This is a genomic window from Hymenobacter metallilatus (genome assembly GCF_003944705.1).
GTDB classification, from domain to species: Bacteria; Bacteroidota; Bacteroidia; order Cytophagales; family Hymenobacteraceae; genus Hymenobacter; species Hymenobacter metallilatus.
The window spans coordinates 15,235-39,772 of record NZ_RWIS01000016.1 but is presented as its reverse complement, the minus strand read 5'-3'; the positions used below and the strand labels follow the sequence as shown (position 1 = coordinate 39,772).

At 61.7% G+C, this 24,538-nt stretch carries 34 protein-coding genes; 16 read left to right on the top strand and 18 right to left on the bottom strand.

The annotated features are described in order from the left end of the window. Nucleotides 1-7: 7 nt before the first annotated feature. From EI290_RS19530 to EI290_RS19455, 16 genes are all read left to right on the top strand, one after another. On the top strand, nucleotides 8-385 hold the full coding sequence (locus EI290_RS19530; RefSeq protein ID WP_044019239.1) for a cupredoxin domain-containing protein: 378 nt from the start codon (nucleotides 8-10) through the stop codon (nucleotides 383-385). 5 nt (nucleotides 386-390) lie between these two features. Beyond that, nucleotides 391-1,017, top strand: coding sequence for a helix-turn-helix domain-containing protein (locus tag EI290_RS19525; RefSeq protein WP_052381938.1), 627 nt, complete (start codon nucleotides 391-393; stop codon nucleotides 1,015-1,017). Between the two features lie 122 nt (nucleotides 1,018-1,139). Beyond that, the gene (locus tag EI290_RS19520) at nucleotides 1,140-1,769 is read left to right on the top strand and encodes a DUF305 domain-containing protein (RefSeq protein ID WP_125433341.1); all 630 of its coding nucleotides are present in this window, start codon (nucleotides 1,140-1,142) and stop codon (nucleotides 1,767-1,769) included. Nucleotides 1,770-1,839: 70 nt separating this feature from the next. Then, nucleotides 1,840-2,154, top strand: coding sequence for a DUF6122 family protein (locus tag EI290_RS19515; protein WP_125433340.1), 315 nt, complete (start codon nucleotides 1,840-1,842; stop codon nucleotides 2,152-2,154). Between the two features lie 43 nt (nucleotides 2,155-2,197). Continuing rightward, nucleotides 2,198-2,506, top strand: a complete 309-nt coding sequence (locus EI290_RS19510; RefSeq protein WP_125433339.1) for a phosphoribosylpyrophosphate synthetase — start codon at nucleotides 2,198-2,200, stop codon at nucleotides 2,504-2,506. A gap of 56 nt (nucleotides 2,507-2,562) precedes the next feature. After that, the gene (locus tag EI290_RS19505; protein WP_125433338.1) at nucleotides 2,563-3,546 is read left to right on the top strand and encodes a DUF4396 domain-containing protein; all 984 of its coding nucleotides are present in this window, start codon (nucleotides 2,563-2,565) and stop codon (nucleotides 3,544-3,546) included. A gap of 99 nt (nucleotides 3,547-3,645) precedes the next feature. Then, nucleotides 3,646-4,896, top strand: coding sequence for a hypothetical protein (locus tag EI290_RS19500; RefSeq protein ID WP_044019232.1), 1,251 nt, complete (start codon nucleotides 3,646-3,648; stop codon nucleotides 4,894-4,896). 53 nt (nucleotides 4,897-4,949) lie between these two features. Continuing rightward, the gene (locus tag EI290_RS19495) at nucleotides 4,950-6,806 is read left to right on the top strand and encodes a DUF4209 domain-containing protein (protein ID WP_125433337.1); all 1,857 of its coding nucleotides are present in this window, start codon (nucleotides 4,950-4,952) and stop codon (nucleotides 6,804-6,806) included. An 8-nt stretch (nucleotides 6,807-6,814) separates the two neighbouring features. After that, nucleotides 6,815-7,399: a hypothetical protein gene (locus tag EI290_RS19490; protein ID WP_044019229.1), complete on the top strand. Its 585-nt coding sequence runs from the start codon at nucleotides 6,815-6,817 to the stop codon at nucleotides 7,397-7,399. A 71-nt stretch (nucleotides 7,400-7,470) separates the two neighbouring features. After that, entirely contained in the window at nucleotides 7,471-7,746 is a 276-nt protein-coding gene (locus EI290_RS19485) for a hypothetical protein (RefSeq protein WP_125433336.1), read from the top strand. 229 nt (nucleotides 7,747-7,975) lie between these two features. Then, the gene (locus EI290_RS19480) at nucleotides 7,976-8,311 is read left to right on the top strand and encodes a helix-turn-helix transcriptional regulator (protein ID WP_125433335.1); all 336 of its coding nucleotides are present in this window, start codon (nucleotides 7,976-7,978) and stop codon (nucleotides 8,309-8,311) included. Next, complete coding sequence (locus tag EI290_RS19475) at nucleotides 8,305-9,600, top strand: type II toxin-antitoxin system HipA family toxin (RefSeq protein ID WP_125433334.1); 1,296 nt, start codon at nucleotides 8,305-8,307, stop codon at nucleotides 9,598-9,600. The genes EI290_RS19480 and EI290_RS19475 overlap by 7 nt, the downstream gene beginning before the upstream one ends. Before the next feature lie 231 nt (nucleotides 9,601-9,831). After that, on the top strand, nucleotides 9,832-10,200 hold the full coding sequence (locus EI290_RS19470) for an ArsR/SmtB family transcription factor (protein ID WP_044019301.1): 369 nt from the start codon (nucleotides 9,832-9,834) through the stop codon (nucleotides 10,198-10,200). Continuing rightward, a complete protein-coding gene (gene merTP / locus EI290_RS19465; protein WP_125433333.1) occupies nucleotides 10,197-10,820 on the top strand; it encodes a mercuric transport protein MerTP in 624 nt (207 codons plus the stop codon). Before EI290_RS19470 ends, merTP begins: the two co-directional genes overlap by 4 nt. A gap of 12 nt (nucleotides 10,821-10,832) precedes the next feature. Continuing rightward, a complete protein-coding gene (locus EI290_RS19460) occupies nucleotides 10,833-11,081 on the top strand; it encodes a GDCCVxC domain-containing (seleno)protein (protein ID WP_052381937.1) in 249 nt (82 codons plus the stop codon). Between the two features lie 42 nt (nucleotides 11,082-11,123). Continuing rightward, nucleotides 11,124-11,336 carry a hypothetical protein gene (locus EI290_RS19455; protein WP_044019220.1) on the top strand — a complete coding sequence of 71 codons (213 nt, stop codon included), beginning with the start codon at nucleotides 11,124-11,126 and terminating at the stop codon, nucleotides 11,334-11,336. A gap of 96 nt (nucleotides 11,337-11,432) precedes the next feature. On the opposite strand, the gene arsB is transcribed toward EI290_RS19455, so the two are convergent. From arsB to EI290_RS19365, 18 genes are all read right to left on the bottom strand, one after another. Then, nucleotides 11,433-12,539, bottom strand: a complete 1,107-nt coding sequence (arsB, locus tag EI290_RS19450; protein ID WP_125433332.1) for an ACR3 family arsenite efflux transporter — start codon at nucleotides 12,537-12,539, stop codon at nucleotides 11,433-11,435. Nucleotides 12,540-12,553: 14 nt separating this feature from the next. Beyond that, on the bottom strand, nucleotides 12,554-13,048 hold the full coding sequence (locus EI290_RS19445) for a GNAT family N-acetyltransferase (protein WP_125433331.1): 495 nt from the start codon (nucleotides 13,046-13,048) through the stop codon (nucleotides 12,554-12,556). Between the two features lie 13 nt (nucleotides 13,049-13,061). Further along, nucleotides 13,062-13,835: a metallophosphoesterase family protein gene (locus tag EI290_RS19440; RefSeq protein ID WP_125433330.1), complete on the bottom strand. Its 774-nt coding sequence runs from the start codon at nucleotides 13,833-13,835 to the stop codon at nucleotides 13,062-13,064. 72 nt (nucleotides 13,836-13,907) lie between these two features. After that, on the bottom strand, nucleotides 13,908-14,366 hold the full coding sequence (locus EI290_RS19435; protein WP_044019216.1) for a DUF6428 family protein: 459 nt from the start codon (nucleotides 14,364-14,366) through the stop codon (nucleotides 13,908-13,910). Between the two features lie 29 nt (nucleotides 14,367-14,395). Continuing rightward, nucleotides 14,396-14,746, bottom strand: a complete 351-nt coding sequence (locus EI290_RS19430) for an ArsR/SmtB family transcription factor (protein WP_044019299.1) — start codon at nucleotides 14,744-14,746, stop codon at nucleotides 14,396-14,398. A gap of 444 nt (nucleotides 14,747-15,190) precedes the next feature. Continuing rightward, complete coding sequence (locus tag EI290_RS19425; RefSeq protein WP_125433329.1) at nucleotides 15,191-15,397, bottom strand: heavy-metal-associated domain-containing protein; 207 nt, start codon at nucleotides 15,395-15,397, stop codon at nucleotides 15,191-15,193. Nucleotides 15,398-15,543: 146 nt separating this feature from the next. Continuing rightward, complete coding sequence (locus tag EI290_RS19420; RefSeq protein WP_125433328.1) at nucleotides 15,544-16,239, bottom strand: cytochrome c biogenesis CcdA family protein; 696 nt, start codon at nucleotides 16,237-16,239, stop codon at nucleotides 15,544-15,546. Further along, nucleotides 16,236-16,601 (bottom strand): heavy-metal-associated domain-containing protein, encoded by a 366-nt coding sequence (locus EI290_RS19415; RefSeq protein WP_125433327.1) that lies wholly within the window; start codon nucleotides 16,599-16,601, stop codon nucleotides 16,236-16,238. Before EI290_RS19415 ends, EI290_RS19420 begins: the two co-directional genes overlap by 4 nt. Before the next feature lie 51 nt (nucleotides 16,602-16,652). After that, the gene (locus EI290_RS19410; RefSeq protein ID WP_125433326.1) at nucleotides 16,653-17,879 is read right to left on the bottom strand and encodes an MFS transporter; all 1,227 of its coding nucleotides are present in this window, start codon (nucleotides 17,877-17,879) and stop codon (nucleotides 16,653-16,655) included. Beyond that, nucleotides 17,876-20,278, bottom strand: coding sequence for a heavy metal translocating P-type ATPase (locus EI290_RS19405; RefSeq protein ID WP_125433325.1), 2,403 nt, complete (start codon nucleotides 20,276-20,278; stop codon nucleotides 17,876-17,878). The genes EI290_RS19410 and EI290_RS19405 overlap by 4 nt, the downstream gene beginning before the upstream one ends. A gap of 113 nt (nucleotides 20,279-20,391) precedes the next feature. Next, nucleotides 20,392-20,682: a glutaredoxin gene (locus EI290_RS19400; protein ID WP_125433324.1), complete on the bottom strand. Its 291-nt coding sequence runs from the start codon at nucleotides 20,680-20,682 to the stop codon at nucleotides 20,392-20,394. 57 nt (nucleotides 20,683-20,739) lie between these two features. Beyond that, the gene (locus tag EI290_RS19395) at nucleotides 20,740-21,132 is read right to left on the bottom strand and encodes a metal-sensing transcriptional repressor (RefSeq protein WP_125433323.1); all 393 of its coding nucleotides are present in this window, start codon (nucleotides 21,130-21,132) and stop codon (nucleotides 20,740-20,742) included. 228 nt (nucleotides 21,133-21,360) lie between these two features. Beyond that, nucleotides 21,361-21,561: a hypothetical protein gene (locus tag EI290_RS19390; protein ID WP_125433322.1), complete on the bottom strand. Its 201-nt coding sequence runs from the start codon at nucleotides 21,559-21,561 to the stop codon at nucleotides 21,361-21,363. Between the two features lie 101 nt (nucleotides 21,562-21,662). Then, nucleotides 21,663-22,163 carry a hypothetical protein gene (locus EI290_RS19385; RefSeq protein WP_221766288.1) on the bottom strand — a complete coding sequence of 167 codons (501 nt, stop codon included), beginning with the start codon at nucleotides 22,161-22,163 and terminating at the stop codon, nucleotides 21,663-21,665. A 10-nt stretch (nucleotides 22,164-22,173) separates the two neighbouring features. Next, nucleotides 22,174-22,506 (bottom strand): hypothetical protein, encoded by a 333-nt coding sequence (locus EI290_RS19380; RefSeq protein ID WP_125433320.1) that lies wholly within the window; start codon nucleotides 22,504-22,506, stop codon nucleotides 22,174-22,176. A gap of 3 nt (nucleotides 22,507-22,509) precedes the next feature. Further along, on the bottom strand, nucleotides 22,510-23,088 hold the full coding sequence (locus EI290_RS19375) for an RNA polymerase sigma factor (protein WP_246009009.1): 579 nt from the start codon (nucleotides 23,086-23,088) through the stop codon (nucleotides 22,510-22,512). A 257-nt stretch (nucleotides 23,089-23,345) separates the two neighbouring features. After that, nucleotides 23,346-23,804: a hypothetical protein gene (locus EI290_RS19370; RefSeq protein WP_125433319.1), complete on the bottom strand. Its 459-nt coding sequence runs from the start codon at nucleotides 23,802-23,804 to the stop codon at nucleotides 23,346-23,348. Between the two features lie 25 nt (nucleotides 23,805-23,829). Beyond that, a complete protein-coding gene (locus tag EI290_RS19365; RefSeq protein WP_125433318.1) occupies nucleotides 23,830-24,504 on the bottom strand; it encodes a class I SAM-dependent methyltransferase in 675 nt (224 codons plus the stop codon). Nucleotides 24,505-24,538: the final 34 nt, after the last annotated feature.

Genomic DNA, 24,538 nt, shown 5'->3' with positions numbered 1-24,538 from the left:
TTCCCCTATGGATACTACTCAGCTAATCGTCACCCTGGCAGGCGTGGGCCTGCTGGCCTTTGTCGGCTGGTTTTTCTTTCTGGCCCCGCACCGGGTGGCGGCGGCCGTTTCCTCGTCGGCGGGCATCCAGCAGGTCGACATCATGGTGAAGGGCGGCTACTCGCCCGACGTCATTGAGGTGGAGCGCGGCAAGCCCGTGCAGCTTAACTTTTACCGCGATGAGGAAAACAGCTGCTCCGAGGAGCTGCTGCTGCCCGACTTCAACATCCGGCGCGACCTGGCTCCGTTTAAAACTACGGCCATTGAGTTTTTGCCCCAGCAAGCCGGTACCTTTGCTTTCACCTGCGGCATGCACATGCTGCGGGGAAGCCTGGTCGTAAAATGAACATCATGACGCAGTCCGCCACTTCCACCCTACCGCCCCCCGCGGCCGGGGCGGTTCGCCTTTCCATCCGCAACATGGTGTGCCCCCGCTGCCTGCGGGTGGTGCAGCGCGAGCTGGAGAAGGCCGGGCTGGTGGTGGACGACGTGGCCCTGGGGGCAGCTAATGTGCGCATGGCGGATGGCAGTCCCCTACAGGAGCCCGTGGTGCAGCAAGCCCTGCAGGCCTACGGCTTTGCCCTGGTGGAGGACCCACGCGATCAGCTGGTGGAGCAGGTGAAGGCCCTGGTGGTAGAGCTGATTCACTACACCCCGGTTGAGCTGCAGCCATTTCACACCTATTCTCACTTCATCAGCGAGCGGGTCGGCCGGGCCTACGCGTACTTGTCACACCAGTTCTCGGTGCGCGAGGGCCTGACGCTGGAGAAGTACATCATCCGCCAGAAGGTGGAGCGCGCCAAGGAACTGCTCAGCTACCAGGACGCGAACGTGAGCAGCGTCGCGAAACAATTGGGTTATAGCAGCGCGGCCCACCTGACCAACCAGTTCCGCCAGGTCACGGGTATGTCCCCCTCCGATTTTCAGGCCCTCGGGCCCGGCAGCGCGGGTCGTCTCGGCCTGGAAACTCTCTCTTAGAGGCGCAGAACTGGAAACTTTACAAGGTTTTCGGCCGAATTGTGGGCAAACAGGGAGGCTGTTGCATCGTTTAGCTAGGGTAACAACCTCTGTTGCCTTTGCCTACCATTCAACCCTGTAGTATGCCACGTTCGCTCCGCTTTACCCTGTTTGCTTCAGTACTTGCCTTCGGTGCCCTGACTTCGTGTAACAAAGATGAAGCCGATGGCCTGAAGGTGCAGGCTCATGACAAAAACGCCTTCATGTCCATCATGCACGATATGAGCAAGGAGATGGATATGATGACGGCCACCATGGACCCCGACAATGACTACGCCAAGATGATGGTCATGCACCACACGGGCGCCATCAAAATGGCCCAGAAGGAACTCAGTGACGGGGACAACGCAGCCATGAAAGCCATTGCTCAGCGCGTAATTACCGCCCAGCAGGCCGAAATCACGCAGTTCAATGCCTTCCTGGCCGGCCATCCGGCCCATGCTCCCATGGTGATGGAATTCATGGACCGCGCCATGATGGTCATGGAGATGATGGATAAAAACAATGACCTGCGCGTGCTCACCGGCGACGCGGACCAGGACTTTGCCCAGCTCATGATTGACCACCACACCAGCGCGCTGGAAATGAGCGAGGATGAGATTGAGCTGGGTCGGGAAGCCACCCCTAAGGCTATGGCCCGGAAGATCATCACGGACCAGCAAATGGAAATTAAGGAGTTGCAGGATTGGCTGCTGGCCAACAAATCCTACTAACTGGTAGCGTAGCTGCCATTCTCAGAGCGGCTCCTACGGGGTCGCTCTTTTTCCTTGCCGTTGGCTGCGTATGGTGCACGCACTTCTCCACCTGCTGGTGCCTGGTATTGTGGCCCTGCTGTTCTACCGGCCGCGCTGGCGCCGGGCCTGGCTTATCCTGGCCACAGCCCTGTTGCTGGACATAGACCATGTGCTGGCCACGCCTATGTTTGACCCTACCCGGTGCAGCATCAATTACCACCCCCTACATACGTACTGGGCGATGGGCATCTATGGGTTCGTGCTGCTTCCTCCAATAACCCGCCCGTGGGCCGTGGGCTTTTTATTGCATATGGCGCTGGATTATGCCGAATGCTGGCAGCTGGGTATCCGCTGGCCACAGTAAGCCACGTGCTCCTGCTGGACGTACGTTTTCCTTCCTTACCCTTATGGAACCTTCCGACACGCTCTCTTCCGCCCTGCAGCAGCTGCGCAGCCGCGGCTACACCGAAGACTTTAACCTGCGGCCCGACTGCCTGTACTGCGCGGCCCACGACCTGCAGCTCCGGCCCGAGCAGTTTCAGGTCGACGCGGTGTTTCGCTTTGAAGGGCCCTCCGACCCAGCTGACCAATCCATCCTTTACGCCATCAGGGCCATCGGACTGGACCTGCGGGGCGTGCTGGTAAATGCCTACGGCGTGTATGCTGACCCACTGACAGCCGCCATGGAGGCTAGGCTGCGCCAGCCGCTCCGCTGAAGATTCTTCTTTTTGGTCTTTTACTTCCTTTCCGTTTTACTTACTCCCCTCCCCTGATGCACCCAATGTCGGAGCCACTGTTTCCGCAGTACCTGCTGTGGATTTGGTTTACTTTAACCGCCCTTTCCGTAGCCTACGTGGCCTTGGACATGTTTACCCGCACCCCGGAAATGAAGGTGATGAAATGGGGCTGGGTGCTGGTGACGCTCTACACCGGGCCGGTGGGCCTGCTCATCTACTGGTTTTCCTGCCGCGAGCCGGCCCCCGGCACCCACGAGCAGTTTGTAGCCCCGCTGTGGAAGCAAACCGTCGGCTCCACTATCCACTGCTTAGCCGGCGACGCCACCGGCATCATTGCGGCAGCCATCATTACCAGCTGGCTGCGCTTGCCCATGGGCATTGACATCTGGGTGGAGTACGCCGCCGGCTTCTTGTTTGGCTTACTTATTTTCCAGGCCTTGTTTATGAAAGACATGCTGGGGGGGAGCTATAGTAAGGCCATACAGGCCTCTTTTTACCCCGAATGGGTGTCCATGAATGCGGTCATGGCTGGCATGATTCCAACTATGGTTATCCTGATGACCCGCGACATGACGGCTATGGAGCCTGCCTCCGTACGCTTCTGGGGGATTATGTCACTGGCCACCCTGGTAGGAGCCCTCACGGCTTACCCCATTAACTGGTGGCTCGTGAAAAAACAGCTTAAGCACGGCATGGGCACCGAGCGTGCTCTTGGCAAAGGTGGCCCGCCACCCGAGCGCGCCACCGACCCCGCCATCACAGCTTACACCGCAGCCTCTGCCGCGCACATGCGCGTAGCCGCTGATGCTTCAGCGCCGGGCGGTCAGCACGCTACTGGCCACCACAACATGGGCGGTCAGCATATATCGGCATCCCGCAAGGCTGCGGTAGCCTTGCTCTCCCTGCTTCTGCTGGCCGTGGGATATTACCTGGCAGCGCAGTACGGGGACCTATCGATGCGGCCGGGTATGCCAATGGATGCAATGCCCGGGATGGACATGCCCGGCCACCAGATGTAGCCGCCATTTCGCGAAATGCCGGGACCCGCGCCGGAAGCATGATGATTGGGCCCGGACTTCTGTGCAACTTAGCTACTGTATTGGTCCTACTCCCTTTTTATGTCTGCCGCCCTACCGCCCCTTATCCAATCGTACAAAGCCGATTCTGAATCCGTTTACAACACCTGGTTTATCAACAACGAGGAACGGTTAAAGGCTTTTCGCTCCATCCGGCGCGGGGTACAGCAGGTGGTCAAGGACATCAAGGCCGGTAGCTTCGGCAACGATTTCAAGGGCACGTCGCTTGAATTTGTGCTCAGCGTCATCAGCGAGCAAAAGCAGGTGTTTCAGGGCGCGGCCCACCCCTTCTACTGGAAGCCCAAGCTGCGCATTCCCGACATCTACGAGCACGAGGACAATAAGCGTGCCTTCGGGCAATTTCTGGAAAGCTGTCTGGCCGCCACCACCGAGCAGCAGCTGCTGCGCGAAATAGACTTGCTGGACCGCCGCAAAATCAAGGGGCTGGGCCCGGCCGTAGCCAGCATCCTGTATTTCCTGCACCCCACCTTGATGCCGCCCTGCAACACGGCCATCGTCAACGGCTTCAACGCCCTGTTCGGGGAGAAAATCAAGCTGGGCTCCTGGGCGGAGTACCTGCGCATGCGCGAGCGGCTACGCGACCTGAACCAGGAGCACCGTCAGCACCTGAGCCTGGACTACGGGGCGCTGGCGGGCTTGCTCTTCGACGTGGGCGTGAAGAAGATGATTGCCGGCGACCAGCAGTTTGCCAGCGACGAGGACCGCGATAAGTACCAGCAGCAAGCCCGCAAGCGCCACCAGGAGGTGCAGACCGAGGCCCAGGAGCAAAACCAGCACACCCAGATGCAGCACCACCTGCTGCGCATCGGCAAGGCCCTGGGCTGCGACGTGACCACGGCCATCAACGACCGTAACCGCTTGTGTCACGGCCAGAAGCTGTCATTTCTCTGCCTCGACCAGCACCCCGAGCTGCCGGTACCGGCCGACGTGGCCACCACTATTCGCCTCATTGATGTGGTGTGGTTTGCACCCGGTACCAATCGGGTGGTAGCCGCCTTTGAGGTCGAGAAAAGCACCAGCATCTACAGCGGCATTCTGCGGCTGACGGATTTGGCGTTTTCCATGCCCGAACACGAAACAGCCTTGTATTTAGTGGTGCCCGACGCCCGCGAGAAGGAGGTACAGGCCCAACTCTCGCGCCCGGCTATTCGGGCCGCTGGCGCAACCATCCACTACATTCTGTTCTCCGAACTCAGCCAGCACTGTGAGGCCCTGTGCAAGTTTGGCGACACGCCGTCGGCCATGCGCAAGATTGCGCGCAACGTCCTGTAATGGGAGCCAATCTTCCCGCCGCCTTGTTTAGGAAGCACCGGTAAAGCCACTACATGCAAGACCTTCAGAATTACCTGAATTACCTCGATACTGCCAGCGAAGATGTCAAGGACCATCACGCGATTACCTCGCGACTGGGCGAAATGGCTGTGCAGCTTACGGAGGCTGGGGACCATGAAAACGCCCGGTTGGCCCGAATAGAGCAGGAAGTAGTAGCCGCCAGTAAACAACTTGACAAAGGGGTAGGTTACCAAATCAGTGGTACCCGAAAAGACGAGCAGGGCGTGGAGCACGAGTTCGGCTGGCCGGATACGAGTGGGTATGGCGCGGCCGAGTATGCGTATGTGCAGCAGCGGTATCGGGCTTCCCCCAACCTTTATCTGAAGAGCGAATACGGTTTGTTTCTGTATTTGCGCAAGCAACTCCGCACCAATGAGGAAGTTCGGGACTTGGCGGCTACGCTCTTTCGATTAGGAAGCAGTTATATCGACAAACACCGCGTGGCCGGGGAGCGGGCCCATTATGCCCTGCATGCGATTGAGGTGTTGCGGAAAGCCTTTCAACTGGCCAACACGCGAAAAAACGACGCGGGCGTTGCAGAGCTGCTGCGCGCAATCGTCGACTACTTGGTGGGCCTGCACACTTCCTGGCCGTTAGAAAGCCGTTCTACCTTGCTGGTCTTGGCCTCCATCACCCGGTTGTTTACCGAGTATTACCGCTCGCTGAACAGTCCGGCGCAGGCCGATGCCTTGCTCGAACAAGATTGGCATGGGGTGCATCAACTGGCGCAAACTTACCGGCATGGCGCCATTGAGCTGGCGGCCGAGGCGGCGGAACTGGCCGTCAAAGCCCGCCGCGAACGGGAGCGGTGGTTGACGTTTCAGGCGCAGCAGCTGGAAGCGCTGGCCCAGGAAGCGGAGGCACAGCACAACATGACAGCCGTCACCTTTACGGAACGAGCCCTGCGCATCTACCGGCAAGTGAAAGACCAGCCTAATAGCCAGCGCCTGGAGCAGGAATATCAGCGCCTGCGTACGCGCTTTGCCTTGACGCAGACCCGCACCCAAATGCCGGACGAGGCCACCCGGGCGTTAATGGAGTACATCGATGAAGTTGTGCGTACCAAGGATGCCGAGGGCATTCTGACGGAATTGTGCCTGACGCCCATGTTCCATAGTTTGGATAAGGTGAGTGAGGCCGCCCAGGCCCAGCGTGACTCTTTCATGGACATGCTGCCCAAGAGCTTAGAAGACAAGCACGGCAACACGGTTCAGACGTTTTACACGGAAGAAGAGAAGGAGCAGTTTCAGTTTTTGAATACCTACAGCCTGCTGGCCCAGCTCTCTACCCAGACGTTGGTTAAACTGATGCTGGAAGCGTTTAAAGCTGGAAAGCTGACGGATGCCGCCATTGAAGCGTTCTTGCAGCGCAGTTGGCTGGGTGAGCCCCGTATGGTGGAATCGAGTGGGCAGCAAACCCAGACTTCCCCTTTGCGCCTGATCATGTCGGGCATTCGCCTGCTCTTCCAAGAACTGGAAGCGTGGCGGCAGGACCCTGACTATGAACCCGACTTCATTGCCAGCACGGATTCACTGACGTTGAAAGTCGAGTACCTGCTGCGCTACATCTGCGTACGGTTGAATATGCCGACTTTTAAGATGCGCGAGGGCTCGGAGGTGACCATGGAAAAGCTGTTGGACGAATTGCTGGCCGACTTGAAAGGGAAGCTTGAAGAAGAGGATCGGTTCTTTATCAAGTTTTTCCTCAGTGAGAAAGCCGGCTATAACTTGCGTAACCGCGTGGCCCATGGCTTGATGGACGACGACGAGTACGGCGTAGAAAACGTCTTTCTCGTCCTAACGATGATATTGAAATTAGCCTCGTACGAATTTCGTGCAGTAGTAGTATAAGAAGCGCCATGGAACCACAAGTAATGACGATTCGCAAGTCAATTGCCCGCTCTGACCGCCGGTCGGTGAAAGGCATTGACATGTGGTCGATGGACGCGGACGAATTTGTTCGCAACGAGCAGGCCAGCCGAAAAAATGCACGGGGTATCAGCAACAAATTCTCCCTGTTCGAGACCCTTGAGTTACTGGCCATCAAGACCAAGCGAAACCCAGTAACCGGCTTGGGCCTGGTTATCCCGAAGCTCTTGGCGCAGCTGGAGACGTTCCGCAACCTGTCGCCTAATTGGGATTCGTACGGGGCCTTGCCCACCGAGGAGCGCGCCCTGGCCCGTGCCCGCCAGCTCTTAAATTCCCTCTCGCTGCAGTTGGTCTACGCGCCGGCCGTAAGCGTGCATGTATTTCCTATGCGCGATGGTGGCATACAGGTGGAACTGGACCGAGACAATGCCTCGATGGAAATCGAGGTACACCCCGATGGAACCGAGGACTACCTGCTTTTCACGGCGCAAGGCGCTCTCATTGGCACTTACACTAGCCTCTTTGCTGCCTTGCGGCATTTTATTGATCCTCCGCGCCCAGCAAGCAATACATGAGTGTGCATCAGATAACCTCCGAGGATGAATTACTCCGAAGAATCATCTTACAGCCCCAGTTTTTTAAAGTAATGCCGGACGGTGTCCGCCGGCCTACCAGCGCCGCTTTCAAGATGCGCAGCGGAGAAGACGGCCTATCTGTCGATATCATGGCCCTGACCACATTGGAACAAGCCATTGCCACCCGTAGTACGCACACGGGTGCCTTGCTGGCGGCAAAGGTTCCGCTTGACAATCAGTGTCCTTGCGTCCACGACCCGGTAGCAGGAAATCCTGCCCACGCCCTCATCCGGAATGTAACACCGGCCTTGGCAAAGCTATTCGCCGTCAATGCCCGCCTCCTGTAGCGAACCGGGGCCTAGTTCTCCGTTTCCGTAGGGCCGAAGCCAAACACGCCAGGTATAAAACCAGTGGCAGTCAAGGAACCTATGTGATTTTGTAGTGGCCGCGGTACTAAGCAATTGGGAAGGGCCGGTAAATAAACTACGGATAATTCCGTGCCGCAGGCGATTCTTATATGTTGTACAAACGCAACAAACATGGTATATTTGGCCCTGTTTGTTGCGTCTGTACAACATGAATTGGTACTCTCTTTCCGACTTGGCCATCCTGCGCGAACTGGGCAGCAGCCTGCGCCAGATTCGGCTTAACCGCAACCAGTCCCAACAAGCGGTGGCCGAGGCCGCGGGCATCGACCGGGCCACCCTGAGCCAGATTGAGCACGGCCGGCCCACCTCGCTGCTCACCTTTGTGCAGCTGCTACGCACGCTGGAGCAGTTAGACTTGCTGGATACGCTGGTGACCAAAGCGGAAATCAACCCCCTGGCGCTGGCCCGCCTCGCCAAAAAGCAGCGCCGCAACGCCTCGCCGGCTTCATCCACGCCGCCCCCGCCCCCACCCGCTGAATGGTAGAGCTCGCTTTTGTTCGCTTGTGGGGCCAGCTGGTCGGCGCCGTGCGCTGGGATGCGGCCCGGTCGCTGGCCACGTTTGCCTATGACCCCGGCTTTGTGAAGTCCGGTCTGAACGTGGCGCCGCTGCAGATGCCGCTGACGGCCCGCGCCGGCCAGGTGTATTCCTTTCCCCGCCTCAACCCCGACACCTACCACGGCCTGCCCGGGCTACTGGCCGATGCGCTGCCGGACCGGTTCGGCAACCAGCTCATCGACGCCTGGCTGGCCACGCAGGGCCGCGCCGCCGCGGACTTCTCGCCGGTGGAGCGCTTGTGCTACATCGCCAACCGCGGCATGGGTGCCCTGGAATTCGAGCCCCAGGTGGGCAACGTGGCCGGGGCGGGGGCCGAGCCTGTGGAAGTGGCCGCCCTGGTCGAGCTGGCGCAGCAGGTCGTGGGCCAGCGCGAGGCCTTCCACGTCAACCTGCGCGACGAGGCGGCTGACGGACTGGCGGCCCTGCTGGCCGTGGGCACCTCGGCCGGTGGCGCCCGGCCCAAGGCCATCATTGCCTTCAACGAAGACAGTGGCGAGGTGCGCTCGGGCCAGGTAAAGGCCCCGCCCGGCTTTGGCTACTGGCTGCTCAAGCTGGACGGCGTGCGCGACCAGGCCCTGGCCGACCCCCAGGATTTCGGGCGGCTGGAGTACGCCTACTACCTCATGGCCACTGCCAGCGGCCTGCAGATGAGCGAGTGCCGCCTCTACGAGGAAGGGCCGCGGGCCCACTTCATGACCCGGCGCTTCGACCGCACGGCCGCGGGCGAAAAACTCCACGCGCAGACCTTGTGCGCGCTGGCCCACTACGACTACAACCAGCCCGCCGCCTACTCCTACGAGCAGGCCTTTCAGGTCATGCGCGACCTGCGCCTGCCCTACACGGCGGCCGAGCAGTTCTACCGGCGGATGGTGTTCAACGTGGTGGCCCGCAACCAGGACGACCACACCAAGAACATCTCGTTTTTGATGGACGCCGCCGGGCAGTGGCAGCTAGCCCCGGCCTACGACGTGGCCTATGCCTACCAGCCCGGTAACCGCTGGACCAGCCAGCACCAGATGGCCCTGAACGGCAAGCGGGACGGCTTCACCCGCGCCGACCTGCGGGCCGTGGCCCGGGAGATGAACATCCGCGGGGCCGACGAGCTGATAGACGACGTGCTGCAACAGGTGGCACGGTGGCCAGAGTTTGCCGCCACGGCCGGCATGAGCGAGGACCGTACTGCCGCAATTGCCAGTGCGCACCGGCAAGTAAAGTAGTTGGGAGCCGGTCCCTTGTTGGATAAACCAAGGAAGAATTCTGACCCGTAAGGGTAGTCCGGTTTTTCAATGCGGCCGGTTGTGGAAGTAGTCTTGAGTCTTCCTTGCACGCTGAAGCAGCTATTCAATAACGGACAGTCAACTACTCACTATACCTCATCTTTGTCTTACGCTAATTATTTAAGCGTTTGCTTAAATAAGAAAACAATAACTTTGTATAAACTCAAAGTTATGGCTGCTTCCTGCATCCGCGTCTTTGCTGACGCCGCCCACATTGAACACAGCAAGCAGCGTCTGGCTGCAGCTGCGCCGGGCATCGAAGCCATGGCGGCCGTGCTCGCGCTGGCCGGCAACGAGGTGCGGTTGAAGATGCTGTTTCTGCTGCTCGACCAGCAGCTGTGCGTGTGCGACCTGGCCGATGTGCTGCAGATGAATGTGTCGGCCATCTCCCAGCACCTGCGCAAGCTCAAGGACGGCGGGGTGATTCAGGCCCGCAAAGTGGGCCAGACCGTGTTTTACTCGCTGACCCCCGCGCATCAGCCATTGGTGCAGTCGCTGCTATCATCCGTTTCACCCGCCTTGACTGCCGCTGCCGTATGAACCAGCCCGCTTTCACTTCCTCCAAGTCCCTGGCCAGCACGGGCGTGCTGGCGGCGCTGGCCGCCTCGCTGTGCTGCATCACCCCGCTTCTGGCCATCCTTGGTGGGCTGGGCGGCGTCGCCTCCACTTTCTCGTGGCTGGAGCCCCTGCGTCCTTACCTGGTGGCCCTGACGGTGGGCGTGCTCAGTTTTGCTTGGTACCAACAACTCAAGCCCGCGCCCGTGGCAGACGATGACTGTGGCTGCCCCGTGCCGGCTAAACCTTCCTTGATGCAGTCACGCGGCTTTCTGGCCAGCGTGACGGTGCTGGCCGGCCTGCTGTTGACCTTTCCCTACTACAGTGCGCGGTTCTACCCGTCGGCGGCACTCAAACCGGTGACAGCCACCAATACGGCGCCGGTGTGGCAAACGAGCTCCTACCGCATCGGGGGAATGACCTGCGAGGCCTGCGCCCGCCACGTGGAGCACGACGTGCAGCAGCTGCCGGGCGTGCAGAGCGTGCGCGTGTCCTATGACCAGGGCACGGCCCAGGTGCGCTATAATGCCGCCGTGACGCCCGTGGCCCAGATTGAAAAGGCCATCAACGGCACCGGCTATTCGGTGCTGAATCCTTCCCGCTAAATGCTCCCGGCTATGATTTCCCTCACGCCTTCTGCCCCTACCCCCTTGGTCACGCTGACGTCGGTGCTTACCTGTCCGGTTTGCCAGCATGCCCAAGCTGAGCAGATGCCCACCGACGCCTGCCAGTGGTTTTACGAATGCACCAGCTGCCACACCGTGCTCAAGCCCCTGGCCGGCGACTGCTGCGTGTTCTGCTCCTACGGCACGGTGCCTTGCCCGCCCATTCAGGAGCAGGGCACAGGGGCCTGCGGCTGCTGCTAGATGCCTTTCCTTCGCCTACTCACTCCTTTACCTTTCCATCTCATGAAAAATCTCCTGCTTGCCCTGACCCTGTTTGCCACCATCAGCAGCGCCGCGGCCCATGACGGCAAACCCGGCAAAAAGAACAAAAAAGCGGTTAAAGAAGCCACCATGCAGTGCTCGAAGGACGAGAAGCCCGGGGCCAGCTGCTGCGCCAAAAAGCCAACCACGGCCGCCGTGGTGACCCCGGCTGCTGCGGAAGCCGTTAAAAAGTAGGCTTCTTAGGCAGCGGTTACCATGCGGCCGCATGGACGCAAAAAAGCGCCTGACTCGTGAGGTAAGGCGCTTTATTGTTTGGATAGTCTGCCCCCATTACGCCTGCGCAGCCACGCTGTTCCCGTCGTACCAGCGGCGCCGAAACCAGAAGGCCAGGTTGACCAGTGCAATTAGTGCCGGCACTTCAATCAGCGGCCCGATTACGCCCGCAAACGCCTGCCCCGAGTTGAGCCCGAACACGCCAATGGCCACCGCAATGGCCAACTCAAAGTTGTTGCCCGTCGCCGTAAAGGCAATGCTGGCATTCTCGGCGTAATCGGCCCCCAGGTACTTGCCCGCCGCGAAGCTGAGCACGAACATGATGCCGAAGTACAGGGCCAGCGGCAACGCAATGCGCAGCACGTCCAGCGGCACCTGCACGATGGCCTCCCCCTTTAGGCTGAACATGACCACGATGGTCAGCAGCAGTGCCACCAGCGTAATCGGGCTAATCGCGGGAATAAAAACCGTTTCGTACCACTCGTTGCCTTTCAGCCGGCGCAGAACCAAGCGCGAGAGAAAACCCGCCGCGAACGGAATGCCCAGGTACACCAGCACGCTCTGCGCAATGTCCCAAATACCGATGTTCACCGCGTAGCCTTTCAGCCCGAAGTAGGGCGGCAACACCGTGATAAACAGCCAGGCCAGCACCGAGTAAAACAGCACCTGAAAAATGGAGTTCAGCGCCACCAGCCCGGCCGCGTATTCACGTGAGCCGTCGGCCAGGTCGTTCCATACCAGCACCATGGCAATGCAGCGGGCAATGCCAATGAGAATCAGGCCCATCATGTACTCGGGCTTGTCGGGCAGCAGCCAGATAGCCAGAAAGAACATCAGCAGCGGGCCGAGTATCCAGTTCAGGAACAGCGAGAGGCCAATGATGCGCGTGTTCTTGAACACCGTCGGCAGCTGCTCATACTTCACCTTGGCCAGTGGCGGGTACATCATCAGAATCAGGCCGATGGCCAGCGGTACGTTCACCGTGCCCACCGAGAAGTAGTTGACTGCATCGTTGACGCCGGGCACGAGGTAGCCCAGGGCCACGCCCAGCGCCATGGCCAGGAATATCCACAGGGTCAGGCCCCGGTCGAGACCGGAGAGCTTCTTTTCCGCCAGCGCGGCCGGCGCCGGGGGGGCGGGTGGGGGTTGATTTAGGATGGTCATCAATAGGGGTTGAATTACCCGACGCCGACAGTCAGACTACGACGTTCCATCTGCACCGTGTTGCGCCATACGCCGTGATGCTGGCCAATCCGTTCGCGGTAGCCAATCACCCGGAATCCCGCCTGCGTGTGCAGACCAATGCTGGCCTTGTTCTCTTCAAACGTGCCGGCCTGCAGCGTCCAGATGCCGTGGGCTTCCGACTCGGCAATCAGGGCCTGCAGCAGCTGCCGGCCCACGCCTTGCCCGCGGGCTTCCGACGCGATGTAGATGCTGATTTCGGCCACCCCGCCATACACGCAGCGCCCCGATACCGGGGAGAGGGCGGCCCAGCCCAGCACCGTGCCGGCCTCGTCCACCGCCACGAGCCGGCTATGGCCCAGGTGGGCTTTATCCCAGGCTTCCCAGGCGGGGGCCTGCGTTTCAAACGTAGCGTTGCCGGTGGCCATGCCGGCTTCGTAAATGGCCTTCACCGCCGGCCAGTGGACTTGGGTGAGCGGAACAATAGTCATGGCAGCAAGTGGGTTAGTAGGCCTTGCACAGCATGTCGGCGTATTCGTTGGGCAGCGGCGAGGCCTCCACGGCCCGGGCTGCTTTCTCCACATCGTACTCCACGCGAATCAACTCCGAGCGCACGCTGTTGGGGTCCGTCAGTTGGGTGTTCTCGTCCAAGTGTACCAGCTGGTAGGCTGCGCGCGGGTCGCCATCCTTGGGCTTGCCCACCGAGCCGATGTTGAGCGCGTGGCGGTAGCGGGTTTCACCCTCGTGCTCGTAGGCAAACGTGCGGTGATAGGGCTTGTGGGTGTGCCCAAATAGCAGGATGTCGGCGTTGGCATCGGCCAGCACCCGCAGGAAGCTGGCCTCGGGCCGGTCCTCGAACAGGTACTCGTTAATTTTGCGTGGGGAGCCGTGCACCATCAGCAGGCTCAGCGTGTAGGGCTCCTCCTGAAAGTCCAGCCGCATGTGCTTGGGCAGGTAGCGTAGGTAGCGCCGCTCGTCCGGGCCGACGATGTGATTCGTGTACGCAATGCTCTGCGCACCCAGTCCCTTTTCCACATCGGTTTTGTAGGCGCAGCCGCAGTTCTCGCTGGCCAGCCCGATGCCCTGGTCGTAGTTGCCGGCCAGCGTCGGGATGCCGCGCCGCCTCACCTCGTTCACCACCTCGTTGGGCCAGGGGGCGTAGCCCACCAAGTCGCCCAAACAAAAAATCATGTCGGGGCGGCGCTGCTCCATATCGGCCAGCACCGCTTCCAGCGCCGGCAGGTTGCCGTGCACGTCGGAGAAAAAGGCAATTGTCATCAGAAACGAAGAAGAAATGCGGGGATTTAAGCAAAACGGCGCTGCCCTGTAGGGTAGCGCCGTTAAGAGCGGTTAGCAGCACCCGCCGCCTGGGGTGCAGCAGGCGGTTTGCAGTTGCGGGAGCGCAATCTGGTGTTCCGCAATGCCGCAGGCATCCTGTGCCAGGCAGGCCGTCTGTTTGGGCGTCAGCACGAAGTCCGTGCCGTCGAACGCAAGGCCGAATTTGCCAATGGTGTCCTGCTGGTATTCTACCTCGATGTCCAGGTCCTCGCTGCCGAGAATCTTCTCCGAGAGCTTCAGAATGTGCAGGAATTTCTGTGGGGCCAGTCGGTGGTCGTAGTCGCCGGCTTCCCACAGCTGAAAGTTGGCCACGGTTTCCCGACGTTCTACGCCGCCGCAGTCGATGAAATGCTTGCTCACTAAGCCTACTTCCGTCACGTGGAAGTGGGATGGCAGGTAATCGCCGGTGGGCAGGCGGAAGTTAACGGCGTCGAGTCCGGCCAGGGACTGCTTCATTTCGGAGATTTTCATGGGTTGGAGCGGTTTGGTGAAGGATATGGTTAGCAGCCACAGGCGTCGGCCGGCCCGCAGGCCGCGCTCGTCGTGGCCTCGATGAAAAAGGCCGTGAATTGCTGGTGCACCTGGCGCAGCAGTTCGGTATTCAAACAGTAACAGACGGTGAGGCCATCAATTTCCCCGCGAATCAGGTCCAGGGCTTTCAGCTCCTGCAGGTGCTGAAAGACGGTGGTGCGCGAGAGCGGCAACTCCGCCGCAATGTCCCCGGAAATGCAGGTTTGCTTACTGGCCAGCAACTGAATGATGGCCACCCGGGCGGGGTGAGCCAGGGCTTTGGCCACGCGGGCCAGCTGCTGTTGCTCAGTCGTAAAGGCCGTGGTTTTCGCGGTTGTCATAAAGAGGTCAGTAACTATGTCGTAAATATACGACATAGTATGTCGCAAGTTTACGACATAAGGAAAATATTTTTCACAAGGCCAAAAAAAAGCCTGAGCCGGCGCCGCGCAACTGCATGGACGACACGGCTCAAGCCTATTTCAAGCGAATGACTAGCTACCTATTTTTTGGTGCAGCAAGCGGGCACACCTGCCAACGTGCAGGCCGTGCCCTTGTCCGGGCAGTTTTTCACCAAGGGGCACTCGGGGGTGCCTTTCAGGGGGCAGTCGGCAGCGGTCGGGCTGGTAAAGCCGAACAGGACACCGCCAGAGAGCAGCACCGCAGCACTGAACATCAACGCTTTGCCTTTCCTGGCTGGGTGGTTAAAACGCAACAGCCCGGCCCAGCGGATGATGTTAGCGGGAGAACGGACCGGGCGCCGTTAAGTAAAAGCGTTGCGTCGGTTAGGCTTTCTCGGCCTGGAACCCGGCGTCGGCCACAAGCGCCAGGACCTGCGCCTCGCTTAGGTCGGTGGTCACGGTTAGCACCTTGCTAGGGTTCTCCGTGTCCACTTGCCAGGAGGCAATGGCAGGCTCCCCGTTCAGAGTGGGTGTTACCGCGCGGACGCAGTTGGCGCAGTTGATGTTGGTGGTAAAGCGAAGCGTATTCATGGGAGAAAGGAAGGTGGGGCCAGCAGTGGCCGCTTCAAATAGATAACAGCACGCATGATGGGGGAGTGCGCGCAAATAGTGCAGAATTGAGCGATGGAGTTGCAGGATTTCGCTTCCCCACCGCCCCTGCATAGTAGGGCAGTGTCTTAGCCGTCGAGCAGATTGATGAACACCCGCACGTAGTAGCCGCTCACAAACAGCAGGGCGATGCCGCTCACCAGCTGAATGCCCCGCCGCCAGCGGGTCGACTGCGCCAGCGCCGTCAGCGACTTGGCAAACACGCCGGCCAGCAGGAACGGCAGGCCCCGCCCGATGCCAAAGGCCAGGGCTAGCAGCAGCCCCCGCCCCACGCTGGCCTGCCCCGCCGCCACGGCCAGCAGCAGCAGCAGCGGCGCGGCCGAGGTGCCCAGGCTGAAGATGAAGCCGTACACGAACGTGCCGCTCAGCCCCGGCTTGCGCAGGGTTTGCAGCTGGTGGGGCTTCAGGTAGGGCCCGTAAAACGCCACGACCGCGGCCAGCAGCGAAATGCCCGCCATGGCCAGGGCCCAGTACCGCCCGAAGGACTCGGTCAGGATGACCCCCAGCCGGCCGGCCACGGCCCCGAGCACCGTCAAACTCATCACGATGCCCAGGAAGAAAGCCACCGCCACGGGCAGCCCACTGCGCTTGCTGGCCGTTTCGGAGTTCGTGCTCACCAGGCCCGCCAGCCCCAGGCCCACGGGCAGCGAGCACGGGCACACGCTGCAGGCCACCACGCCGGCCATTACGGCCAGCAGCGCGGAGACACCCGGGCCCCCGGCCAACGAAGCGGCCGATTGGTGCAGGAAATCTTCTAAGCTCATTTGCCGGTGACGGTGGTCAGCGCGCCGGCCTTGTAGCCCTTGGCGTTGACAGCGGCCTGAATCTGCTCCGGCTTCACCTTTTGGGGGTCGTAGGCCACCGTGGCCGTGCGCTGCTCCAGGCTCACGGCGACCGTTGAGATGCCATCGAGGCCCTTGAGGGTTTGCTTGACGTTGGATACGCACGAGCCGCAGGACATGCCTTCGATGGGCAGCGTGGCGGTGGTGTAGCCCACGAGCTGGGCGGGTGTTTTAGCCGCCGGCGCTGCCTGCGAAGGCGTTTGCTGCCCGCAGGCCGTCGTGGCCAGGCTCAGGGTAAACAGGGCGCCCAGCAGGACGGATTTGGAAGCATTGAATGCGAACATGGGGAGGGAATGTTGAAGTAGTGAAACGGAGAAGACTGGTTGGCGCTCCGGTTAAGCCGGAGCCCGGGTTTCGGATTTAAACAAGTGGGTAGCAGCCAGAGCCAGCCCCGCTTCAAACACGGTGAAAGCGAGCAGTGCGGCGGGCAAGCCAGCTCGCAAGGCTTCGCCGAACAGCCAGCTGCCAAGCCCAAAGCCCACAAACAGGGCGAACACGTTCAGGCCCATGGCTTGCCCGGGCCGCTCCTTGCCCACGTCGGTAACAATGGCGGCCAGCAGCGGCTGCGTCAAATCGTAGCCCAGGGAAAGCACCGTCACGGCCAGCACGGCAACTGCCAGTGGCAGGTCAGCCCGCAGCAGCAACGTGGCCAGGGCACTGAGGGCCAGGCCGGCCGGAATTAGCCAGCGCCGGCCCCAGCGGTCGGCTAGTCGCCCGATGAACGGCCCCAGCAGAAAGCCCGGCAGGCCGTAGCCCACCAGCGCCAGCCCGATGCCGATTTCACCCAGCCCAAAGCGTTGCTGGAAATACAGCGCTAACCAGGTAAACACGCCGCCGTGGAAAATGCTGTTCAACAGTACGTAGACGTAGGTACGTGCCCCGCGCCCGCTGCCCAGCAGCTGCCCGTAGCCCGCCACCACGGCCCGCCAGGGGGACGGCGCGGCGGGCGGCGGAGCCGGGGTGGTCGGAGGCACCAGGCTCCGCCGAACAACGAACCAGACGAGCAGGCCCGCGGCGGCCACGCCCAGAAACAGGGCCCGCCAGCCCACGTAGGGTTCCAGCAGCACGCCCAGCGTAGAACCAAACGCGCTGCCGCCAGCCATGGCCCCGAACAGCCAGCCCAGCGCCCGGCCGCGCTCGCCGTAGGCAAAGCGCTTGCTCACGAGCACCAGCGCCATGGGCACCACGCCGCTTGCGCCCAGGCCGGTGACCAGCCGCCAGCCCACTAGGGCGCTGGCCGAGGACGCCGTGGCCGTCAACGCCGTCAGTGCTACGAAAGCCAGCAAACTGCCGAGCAGGATGCGCGGCGGCCCCAGCCGGTCGGCCAGCAGGCCGTAAAACAGCGTAGCCACGCCGTAAGGAATTAGGTAGGCGGGCACCGCCAGCCCCACCGCCTGTGCCTCCACCCCGAAGAGCGTGGCCAGGCGCGGAATCAGAGGCGCCACCATGTAGGCCTGGAAAAAGACCACGAACGTGGCCGCTGCCAGGGCCCACAGCAACCGCGGCGACGAAGCCACCGCGGCGGCCGTTGTGGGAAGGGGTGTCGCTGCTACGGGCTTCATACTTCCACGGCGGTAAAGCCGGATTCGGCCAGCGCTTCCACTAGCTGCTGCTGCTTGACTTGCCCTGGCTGGTACTGCACGTACACCTGCTTCTGCGCCACCTTCGGTTTCACTTCCTGCACACCGGGCAGCTTGGTGAGCTTGGCACTGATGGCCCCCGCGCAGCCCTCGCAGACCATGTTGGGCACGCTGAATTCCACTTGGGCCAGCGTGCTGGCCTCGGGGGGAGTTTCCTGGCCTCGGTCCAGCTTAATGGTGCGGATGCGCAGCGTGTTGAGCAGGATAGTGAAGATGCTGACTATCATCACCGCAATGGCCAGCACGGGGGTAATGTAGCCCAGCGCCGCCAGGCTCATGCCCACCACGTTGAAGAGCACGGCCACGAGCACGTTGCCGGTCATGGTCCGGTAACTGGCCTTGCCCAGCACGAGGGCGTTGACCACGTCGTCCAGCCGGTCGCCGATGAGGATGACGCCGGCCGACTCGATGGCCACGTCGGTGCCCGCCCCGATGGCAATGCCCACCTCGGCCTGCGCCAGGGCGGGGGCGTCGTTGATGCCGTCGCCCACCATGGCCACTTTGCGGCCCTGCCCCTGCAGCTTTTCGATGATGGCCACTTTATCAGCCGGCAGCAATTGGGCGTGAATCTCGTCGATGCCCAGCGCCCGGCCGATGGCCTGCGCCGCGCCGGTGGCGTCGCCGGTGAGCATGACGGTGCGGATGTTCTTCTGGGCCAGGCGGGCCATGACGTGCTCGGCGCCCCGGCGGGGCGTGTCCTGCAGCGCCACCAGGGCCAGCACTTCGCCGGCCCGGGCCAGCACCACCACCGTTTTGCCCGCCGCGTCCAGCGCCGCGATGCGGCTTTGCACGGCGGCGCTAAACATTACGCCGCGCTCCTGAATAAAGCCGGGCTTGCCGGCCAGTACTTCCGTGCCGCTGACCAGCGCCGAAACGCCTTTGCCCGGCGTGGCGCGGAACTGCTCGGTGGCCAGCTCCGGCGCCCCTTCCTTTTTGGCAAAGAAGCCGATGGCCTGCCCCAACGGGTGCTCGCTCTGCCGTTCCACGGCGGCTAGCAGCGCCAGCGCGTCCAGGCGCTCGCCCTTAATCACTTCCACGTCGGTGACCGTGGGCCGGCCGTAGGTGAGCGTGCCGGTTTTGTCGAACACCAGCGTATCGACAATGGAAAGGCCGTAGAACACCTCGCTGGCTTTCACCAGCAGGCCGATGGAAATGCCCTTGCCGCCGGCAATGGCCGCGAGCATGGGCGTGGTGATGCCCAGGGCGCAGGGGTAGCCCATGATGATGGTCGTGACCAGGGCCAGCGTCGCCTTGTTGTAGTCGCCGGTTAGCAGCGCCCAGGCCGCGAAGGCCAGGCCCGCCACGATAAAGACCACCGGACCGTAGTAGTTCATGAGCTTGTCGGCCAGCAGCTCCACCGGGGGTTTGCGCTCGGCAATCTGGCTCATGAGCCGCACGACCTGGTTGAGGAAGGAATCCAGCCCCACCTTGGTCACGCGCACCTGCAGCGCCCCATCCAGGTTCAGGGTGCCGCCGATGACTTTGGACCCCGCTTCCTTGGTGGCCGGCACCGACTCACCGGTAAAGCTTGACTCGTCCACGCTGGCCTGGCCCGACACGACTTCGCCGTCCAACGGCAGCCGCTCGCCGGGGCGCACCTCCACGATTTCGCCCACGGCCACGTCGCTGGTGAGCACTTCCACGGCCTGGTCGCCGCGCAGCACCCGGGCCCGCGGCGGCTGTAGGCTCAGCAGCTTGCGCACGGCCTCGGAGGCCTTTTTGCGGGTGTCGAGCTTGAAATAGGCGAAGAACAGGTGCAGCGACATCAGCCAGGCGGCCACGGGCAGGAAGTTGGGCCAGCGCGCATCCGTCAGCGAGAGGCTGCCGATGATGAACGAGCCCCAGGCCCCAGCCGAGAGCAGCACGTTGGCGTTGATGACCCGCTGGCTCAGGGCCATCAGGGTTTTGCGCAGGATGGGGTAGCCCACCCAGAACAGCACCACCAGGGCCACGGTCAGGCTGAAATAGCCCCGGGTCTGCGCCGGCAGGCCGAACAGGTTGAGCGGGTCCACCAGCAGGTCGATGGCGGAGAGCACCATGCCGATGGTGCCGCGCTGCTTGATGACCTCGAACAGGTCCTCGTCGTTTTTGTACTGCTGCGTTTCAGTCGCCGAGACGGTGTAGCCCAGCTTTTCCACGGCCACGGCCAGTTCCTCCCGGCTCATCTGCGCCGTGTCAGCCTCGACCAGCACGATGCCGTGCACGAGGTTCACCATGACGCTGTTCACGCCGGGGTTGCGCTTCAGGGCCGACTCGACGCTCATCGTGCAGAACGAGCACATGAGCCCCGAGACTTTCATTTGCACCATTTCAGTGGCCATAATTCAAAAGCTTAGGGGCGCCCACCCCGTACAGGGGCCGGCGTCCGGGATGGACCGGGTGCCGACGCGGAAACCGCGCGGACAGACCGGGGGTAGGCAGCAATGGGGAATGATTAAGCGGGCTCGGTGGCGGGCATGGCCTTGCCGATGCCGGCGGCTTCCAGGGCTTCTTTGGTGATGCCGTCGCCCTGGCAACAGGGCAGCAGGGCACCGTTCACGGCCACGGCGGGCAGGGTTTGCACGCCCAGCAGGCGGGCCCGGCGCAGGGCGGGGTTGCCCGCTTCGGTGCCGGCCAGGTTGTGGGTGATGATGTCGCAGCTGCTGCAGGCGGTGCTTTTGACCAGTTCCACCACAGGGTTACACAAGGGGCAGCCGGCGGTGAAAACTTCGATGATGCGTTTCATGGGCAAGGGGTTAGCGAAAACAGTAAGACAAAGCTCCCCTCACCCCCCGGGTGTCCGTCAAGACTTATTTTCATCTTTTTTCCCCTGAGCGGCATTGTGCTGCTCCAGCCGCCCACCAATCTCGCGCAGCTCCTGCATCTTTTGCGTCAGCTCGCTTTCGCTTAGGTTCGGAAACTGCTGGCGCAGCTCCTCGATGCGCCCCGCGTCTTGGCAGTCGCCGGGGCAGGCCCCCACCACGTCCACGATTTGCAGGGCCAAGCCTTTGCGAAACACTTCGTCCAGCAGCAGGTGCTCGGCGCTGCTCAGCCCGTTGGTCACGGCTTTGAACTGCACGAGCACATGGTCGGGCTCCATGTTCTCCGCGTCCAGCATCTTGCCGATGCCCTGCAGCTGACCGGCGAGCATGTTCAGGCGGCTTTTCAGGTCGCGGGTGAGGTCTTTGGGGAGCATAAAAGCTTATTTTTAGCAATTACAAAGGCGTTGGGGGTGTCCGTCAAGAAAAAAGAATACGATTTGGCCTTCCTCCTGATTACGCCGAAGGGTTATGACCGTCGAGTACCGGTTACTGCCTTGGTTATCGACACGCGTTAGCTACATGTTGTCACGGCTACAGTTCTAAACAAAAATGCCCGGCTCTGAGAACCGGGCATTGAAACTGATTGCGGCGAAACACTGCCCTTACTTGCAGGGCTGCGGGCAGCTCGGGGTTGGGGGGCAGCCGGGCTTGCAGGTCGCGGTGGGCTTGCACGTGGCCGTCGGGGCGCAGGTGGCCGTCGTTTTGGCTTTGGCTTTGGTCGCCTTTTTCTCTTTGGGGGTGCCCACGGTCGCGAACGACAGGGACGAGATGGTCAGCAGGCCAGCCAGCAGAAGCTTGGTCATGGGGAGTGAGGTTAGGAGGTTAAAAAAAAGCAGAAGTGAACGTTCAAGGGGTTAGAGCCCAACCAGAGAAAAAACCAGCGACCTCGCTGTTTAATTTTTGGCTACTGGCTCAGCGGCATCAGGCACTCGGCATTGGCACCGGGGGCCGCGCACCCGTCGCCGGGCGCTTGGCTGACCAAACGCTGCAGCAAAATACGCTGCGCCGGCGTGCACAGGGCCGCGACCTGCTGCAAGTGCCGCACCGTGAGCACGTCCACGGTCACTTTGCTGTCCAGGGCCGCGCGGGAGCGCTGGGCCAGCTGGGCATCGGTGAGGGTGGAGTCGACTAGGGAAAAGTACTGCTGGCAGGACTGGCGGCACTGCTGCGCCAACGGCGTTACCTGCCGGAAGTAGCGAACGCGCAAGGAGTCGTAGCGCACGCGCTGGGACGCGGAGAATTGCAGCGTATCGGCCAAAAAAGCGGCCCCGCTGGCTGGAGAAGCGGGCTGCGGCCGGGCGGCCAGGGCTGGCGCCAGCCACAACCAGCCCACGAGGGCCAGGTTGAGCACCAGCAGCCCGCCCACCAGCCGCCCCAGCAGGCGGTTGGGACGGTTGGCAAGCAAGAGGTCCGGGCTAGTCATGGGGGTGTTGAAAAGGGTCCAATTGGTAATCGGCGGCAAACGCGGCGTAGCCGTCCGGGGCAGGGGGGCGCGGCTTTTCGTGTCGGGCGTAATACACCGCGGCCCCGGCGTTTAGGGCCAGCACCAGGGTCCCGAGCGTGGCCGCATACGCCGGTCGGCGTAACCACCAGGGCAGGGCCACCGGCGGTGGCTGTTCGGCCGCCATCCGGGCTTCCAGCCGGGCGTAGAAATACGGCCGGGGCTCCGGCAGCTCCGGTTCGCGCAAGGGCCGCAGCAGGTCGGTCCAAGCGTCGTCGGGGGGAGGTAAATTATCGAAAGGTGCCATGGGCTAGCGGTTAAGGCGGGGATGAAAAAACGTGCGCAGGGTTTGCCGGGCCCGGTAGAGCAGCGATTCGACCGCCGGCACGCTGGTGTCGAGCACGGCCGCGATTTCCTCGTAGCTCAGCTCCTGCTCGTGGCGCAGGGTAAAGGCCACTTGCTGCGCATCGGGCAAGCGCGCAATGGCCGCGAGTAGTTCATGCAGTTGCTGCTGGCCCTCCAGCAAGGCCAGCGGGTGGCGGTAGTCGGGTGGGTGGTGCAGCACCTCGTTGGTGTCGCTCAGCAGACTGGTCAGGAAAGCGAACCGTTTTTTGGTACGGGCCTGCCGGCGGTGCTTTAACGCCCGCTCCGTGGCGAGGCGGTAGAGCCAGGTGCTGAGGGCGGCATCCCCCCGAAATCGACCGATGGACTGATGTACTGCCATAAATACTTCCTGCGTAACGTCTTCGGCTTCTTCGCGGGAACGGAGCAAACTCAGCGCCGTGCGGTAGACCCGCCCCTGGTAGCGCTCGACCAGCGTGCGAAAGGCTGCCGCCTGGCCGCCCTGCAACTGCGCGACCAATTCGGCATCGGACGGGGAAGAACTCAAGCGGCGGCAAGTTTGAAGGTCATGGAGCAGGACGCGTGGAACAACGTAAGGTACCCTTACTGCCTTAGAACCCAACACGAGTGAAAACCAGCGCCGCCCGTAAAATTTTAGGTAGCGTAACCCCTCAAGCGCAAATCTGAAGCAGCTTTAGGGTTCCCGAGGTCAAGCGTTGGTTTACCTGCCCAGTCCCCACTTCAGGATGGGATAGTCAGGTAGGTTGTTTTGTAGGTTGCGTCGGGGGCCTTGCAACTGGGCGGCTACTCCGTTTCCGGGTGCTTGTTTGGCGCCTCTGCCTCAAGCGGAGGGACCTTAATTAAACTTTCCAGTGCTCCCCCAAGGCTCACGTGGTACTGCTCAAACCAGGTGCCGGCCGTATGCGCGGCCACCAGCGCCCGGGCGTGGGCCACGGCTTCCACGCTCAGCTGCTGCAGCAACACTTCTGCCACGTCCACCACGGGCCGGCCGGTTTCCGGATGTTTCAGCCGGGTCATGCCCATCATCTTGTACACGGTCCGGCAAGTGGCGCTCAGCAAGAAGTTGGCGCTGTCCGGCTCCAGGTAGCGAATGCCCACGGTGATTTCCAACGTTTCCCCATCCTCGGGCACCCGGTTGAGCGCCTGCAGTTGGTAAGTAATAGGAACCTCTTCGGTGGGCACGTAGTCCGGGTTATAGTTGAAGTCGGTCAGGCGGATGGATTGTACTTGCGCGTGCATCATGGCTGGAAGCGGGAGAACTAAACCGTTAGGGCCTGGCCACCACGATGTGGCCCCAGGCGTTGAGGTAGCCCGACGGGCCAGGGAAAGCAGTAAAGTCCACGTGCGCAAAACCAGCTTCTTGAAAGGCCGTGCGCAACTCACTTTTGCTGTAAAGGTTGGCCTTCCACCATTTCTGGATGAAGGGAACCATAACCGGGTTTTGACGGGAAATGAAGACGACGAGTCTGCCCTGCCAGTGCAGACGAACCCACAGGCCCCGTAGCGCGAGGGGTAAATCGGGCTTGGGCACATACTCCAGCATAGCCGAGGACACAATCAGGTCGTAGTTGCGCCAGGTCGTCGGCAAAGTCCGCGTTATCAGCACGTCGGCGACCACGAGTTGTATGCCGGCCACCGGGTGCTTGTCCAGCGCTTTCCAGAAACGACTCAGCATCATTGGCGTCAAATCAAAGGCATTGAAGCGAGCCGGCAGCAGGTTTCGCCTGTTCAAAGCGGCGTGCAGCGCGAGGGTGGCCGCTCCGCTACCACAACCCGCGTCCAGCACATTCATCCCCGGTTGTAAAAAATCGGCTTCCTCGAAAAAGCGGGTAAGTCCCTGCGGATAGCCCAGCAGCCGAATCATCAAATCGTAAAGGTTGGTACGGCTGGAGTACAGCTTGCGCGCCAGCGGCGCCGGTGCAGGAAGGGATAAGGCAGTCATGAAAGTTGCAGAAGAGAGAGTGAGGGAATACGCC

Coding starts and splice junctions, on each gene's coding strand:
- EI290_RS19445 (WP_125433331.1), bottom strand. CDS start 13,048: ATGACTATTGTTCCGCTCACCCAAGTCCACTGGCCGGCGGTGAAGGCC.
- EI290_RS19530 (WP_044019239.1), top strand. CDS start 8: ATGGATACTACTCAGCTAATCGTCACCCTGGCAGGCGTGGGCCTGCTG.
- EI290_RS19400 (WP_125433324.1), bottom strand. CDS start 20,682: ATGAAACGCATCATCGAAGTTTTCACCGCCGGCTGCCCCTTGTGTAAC.
- EI290_RS19365 (WP_125433318.1), bottom strand. CDS start 24,504: ATGACTGCCTTATCCCTTCCTGCACCGGCGCCGCTGGCGCGCAAGCTG.
- EI290_RS19475 (WP_125433334.1), top strand. CDS start 8,305: ATGGTAGAGCTCGCTTTTGTTCGCTTGTGGGGCCAGCTGGTCGGCGCC.
- EI290_RS19390 (WP_125433322.1), bottom strand. CDS start 21,561: ATGACCAAGCTTCTGCTGGCTGGCCTGCTGACCATCTCGTCCCTGTCG.
- EI290_RS19380 (WP_125433320.1), bottom strand. CDS start 22,506: ATGGCACCTTTCGATAATTTACCTCCCCCCGACGACGCTTGGACCGAC.
- EI290_RS19520 (WP_125433341.1), top strand. CDS start 1,140: ATGCCACGTTCGCTCCGCTTTACCCTGTTTGCTTCAGTACTTGCCTTC.
- EI290_RS19490 (WP_044019229.1), top strand. CDS start 6,815: ATGGAACCACAAGTAATGACGATTCGCAAGTCAATTGCCCGCTCTGAC.
- EI290_RS19420 (WP_125433328.1), bottom strand. CDS start 16,239: ATGAGCTTAGAAGATTTCCTGCACCAATCGGCCGCTTCGTTGGCCGGG.
- EI290_RS19495 (WP_125433337.1), top strand. CDS start 4,950: ATGCAAGACCTTCAGAATTACCTGAATTACCTCGATACTGCCAGCGAA.
- EI290_RS19480 (WP_125433335.1), top strand. CDS start 7,976: ATGAATTGGTACTCTCTTTCCGACTTGGCCATCCTGCGCGAACTGGGC.
- EI290_RS19510 (WP_125433339.1), top strand. CDS start 2,198: ATGGAACCTTCCGACACGCTCTCTTCCGCCCTGCAGCAGCTGCGCAGC.
- EI290_RS19425 (WP_125433329.1), bottom strand. CDS start 15,397: ATGAATACGCTTCGCTTTACCACCAACATCAACTGCGCCAACTGCGTC.
- EI290_RS19485 (WP_125433336.1), top strand. CDS start 7,471: ATGCCGGACGGTGTCCGCCGGCCTACCAGCGCCGCTTTCAAGATGCGC.
- EI290_RS19370 (WP_125433319.1), bottom strand. CDS start 23,804: ATGATGCACGCGCAAGTACAATCCATCCGCCTGACCGACTTCAACTAT.
- EI290_RS19515 (WP_125433340.1), top strand. CDS start 1,840: ATGGTGCACGCACTTCTCCACCTGCTGGTGCCTGGTATTGTGGCCCTG.
- arsB (WP_125433332.1), bottom strand. CDS start 12,539: ATGACCATCCTAAATCAACCCCCACCCGCCCCCCCGGCGCCGGCCGCG.
- EI290_RS19525 (WP_052381938.1), top strand. CDS start 391: ATGACGCAGTCCGCCACTTCCACCCTACCGCCCCCCGCGGCCGGGGCG.
- EI290_RS19500 (WP_044019232.1), top strand. CDS start 3,646: ATGTCTGCCGCCCTACCGCCCCTTATCCAATCGTACAAAGCCGATTCT.
- EI290_RS19395 (WP_125433323.1), bottom strand. CDS start 21,132: ATGCTCCCCAAAGACCTCACCCGCGACCTGAAAAGCCGCCTGAACATG.
- EI290_RS19470 (WP_044019301.1), top strand. CDS start 9,832: ATGGCTGCTTCCTGCATCCGCGTCTTTGCTGACGCCGCCCACATTGAA.
- EI290_RS19440 (WP_125433330.1), bottom strand. CDS start 13,835: ATGACAATTGCCTTTTTCTCCGACGTGCACGGCAACCTGCCGGCGCTG.
- EI290_RS19505 (WP_125433338.1), top strand. CDS start 2,563: ATGCACCCAATGTCGGAGCCACTGTTTCCGCAGTACCTGCTGTGGATT.
- merTP (WP_125433333.1), top strand. CDS start 10,197: ATGAACCAGCCCGCTTTCACTTCCTCCAAGTCCCTGGCCAGCACGGGC.
- EI290_RS19430 (WP_044019299.1), bottom strand. CDS start 14,746: ATGACAACCGCGAAAACCACGGCCTTTACGACTGAGCAACAGCAGCTG.
- EI290_RS19410 (WP_125433326.1), bottom strand. CDS start 17,879: ATGAAGCCCGTAGCAGCGACACCCCTTCCCACAACGGCCGCCGCGGTG.
- EI290_RS19455 (WP_044019220.1), top strand. CDS start 11,124: ATGAAAAATCTCCTGCTTGCCCTGACCCTGTTTGCCACCATCAGCAGC.
- EI290_RS19405 (WP_125433325.1), bottom strand. CDS start 20,278: ATGGCCACTGAAATGGTGCAAATGAAAGTCTCGGGGCTCATGTGCTCG.
- EI290_RS19435 (WP_044019216.1), bottom strand. CDS start 14,366: ATGAAAATCTCCGAAATGAAGCAGTCCCTGGCCGGACTCGACGCCGTT.
- EI290_RS19415 (WP_125433327.1), bottom strand. CDS start 16,601: ATGTTCGCATTCAATGCTTCCAAATCCGTCCTGCTGGGCGCCCTGTTT.
- EI290_RS19460 (WP_052381937.1), top strand. CDS start 10,833: ATGATTTCCCTCACGCCTTCTGCCCCTACCCCCTTGGTCACGCTGACG.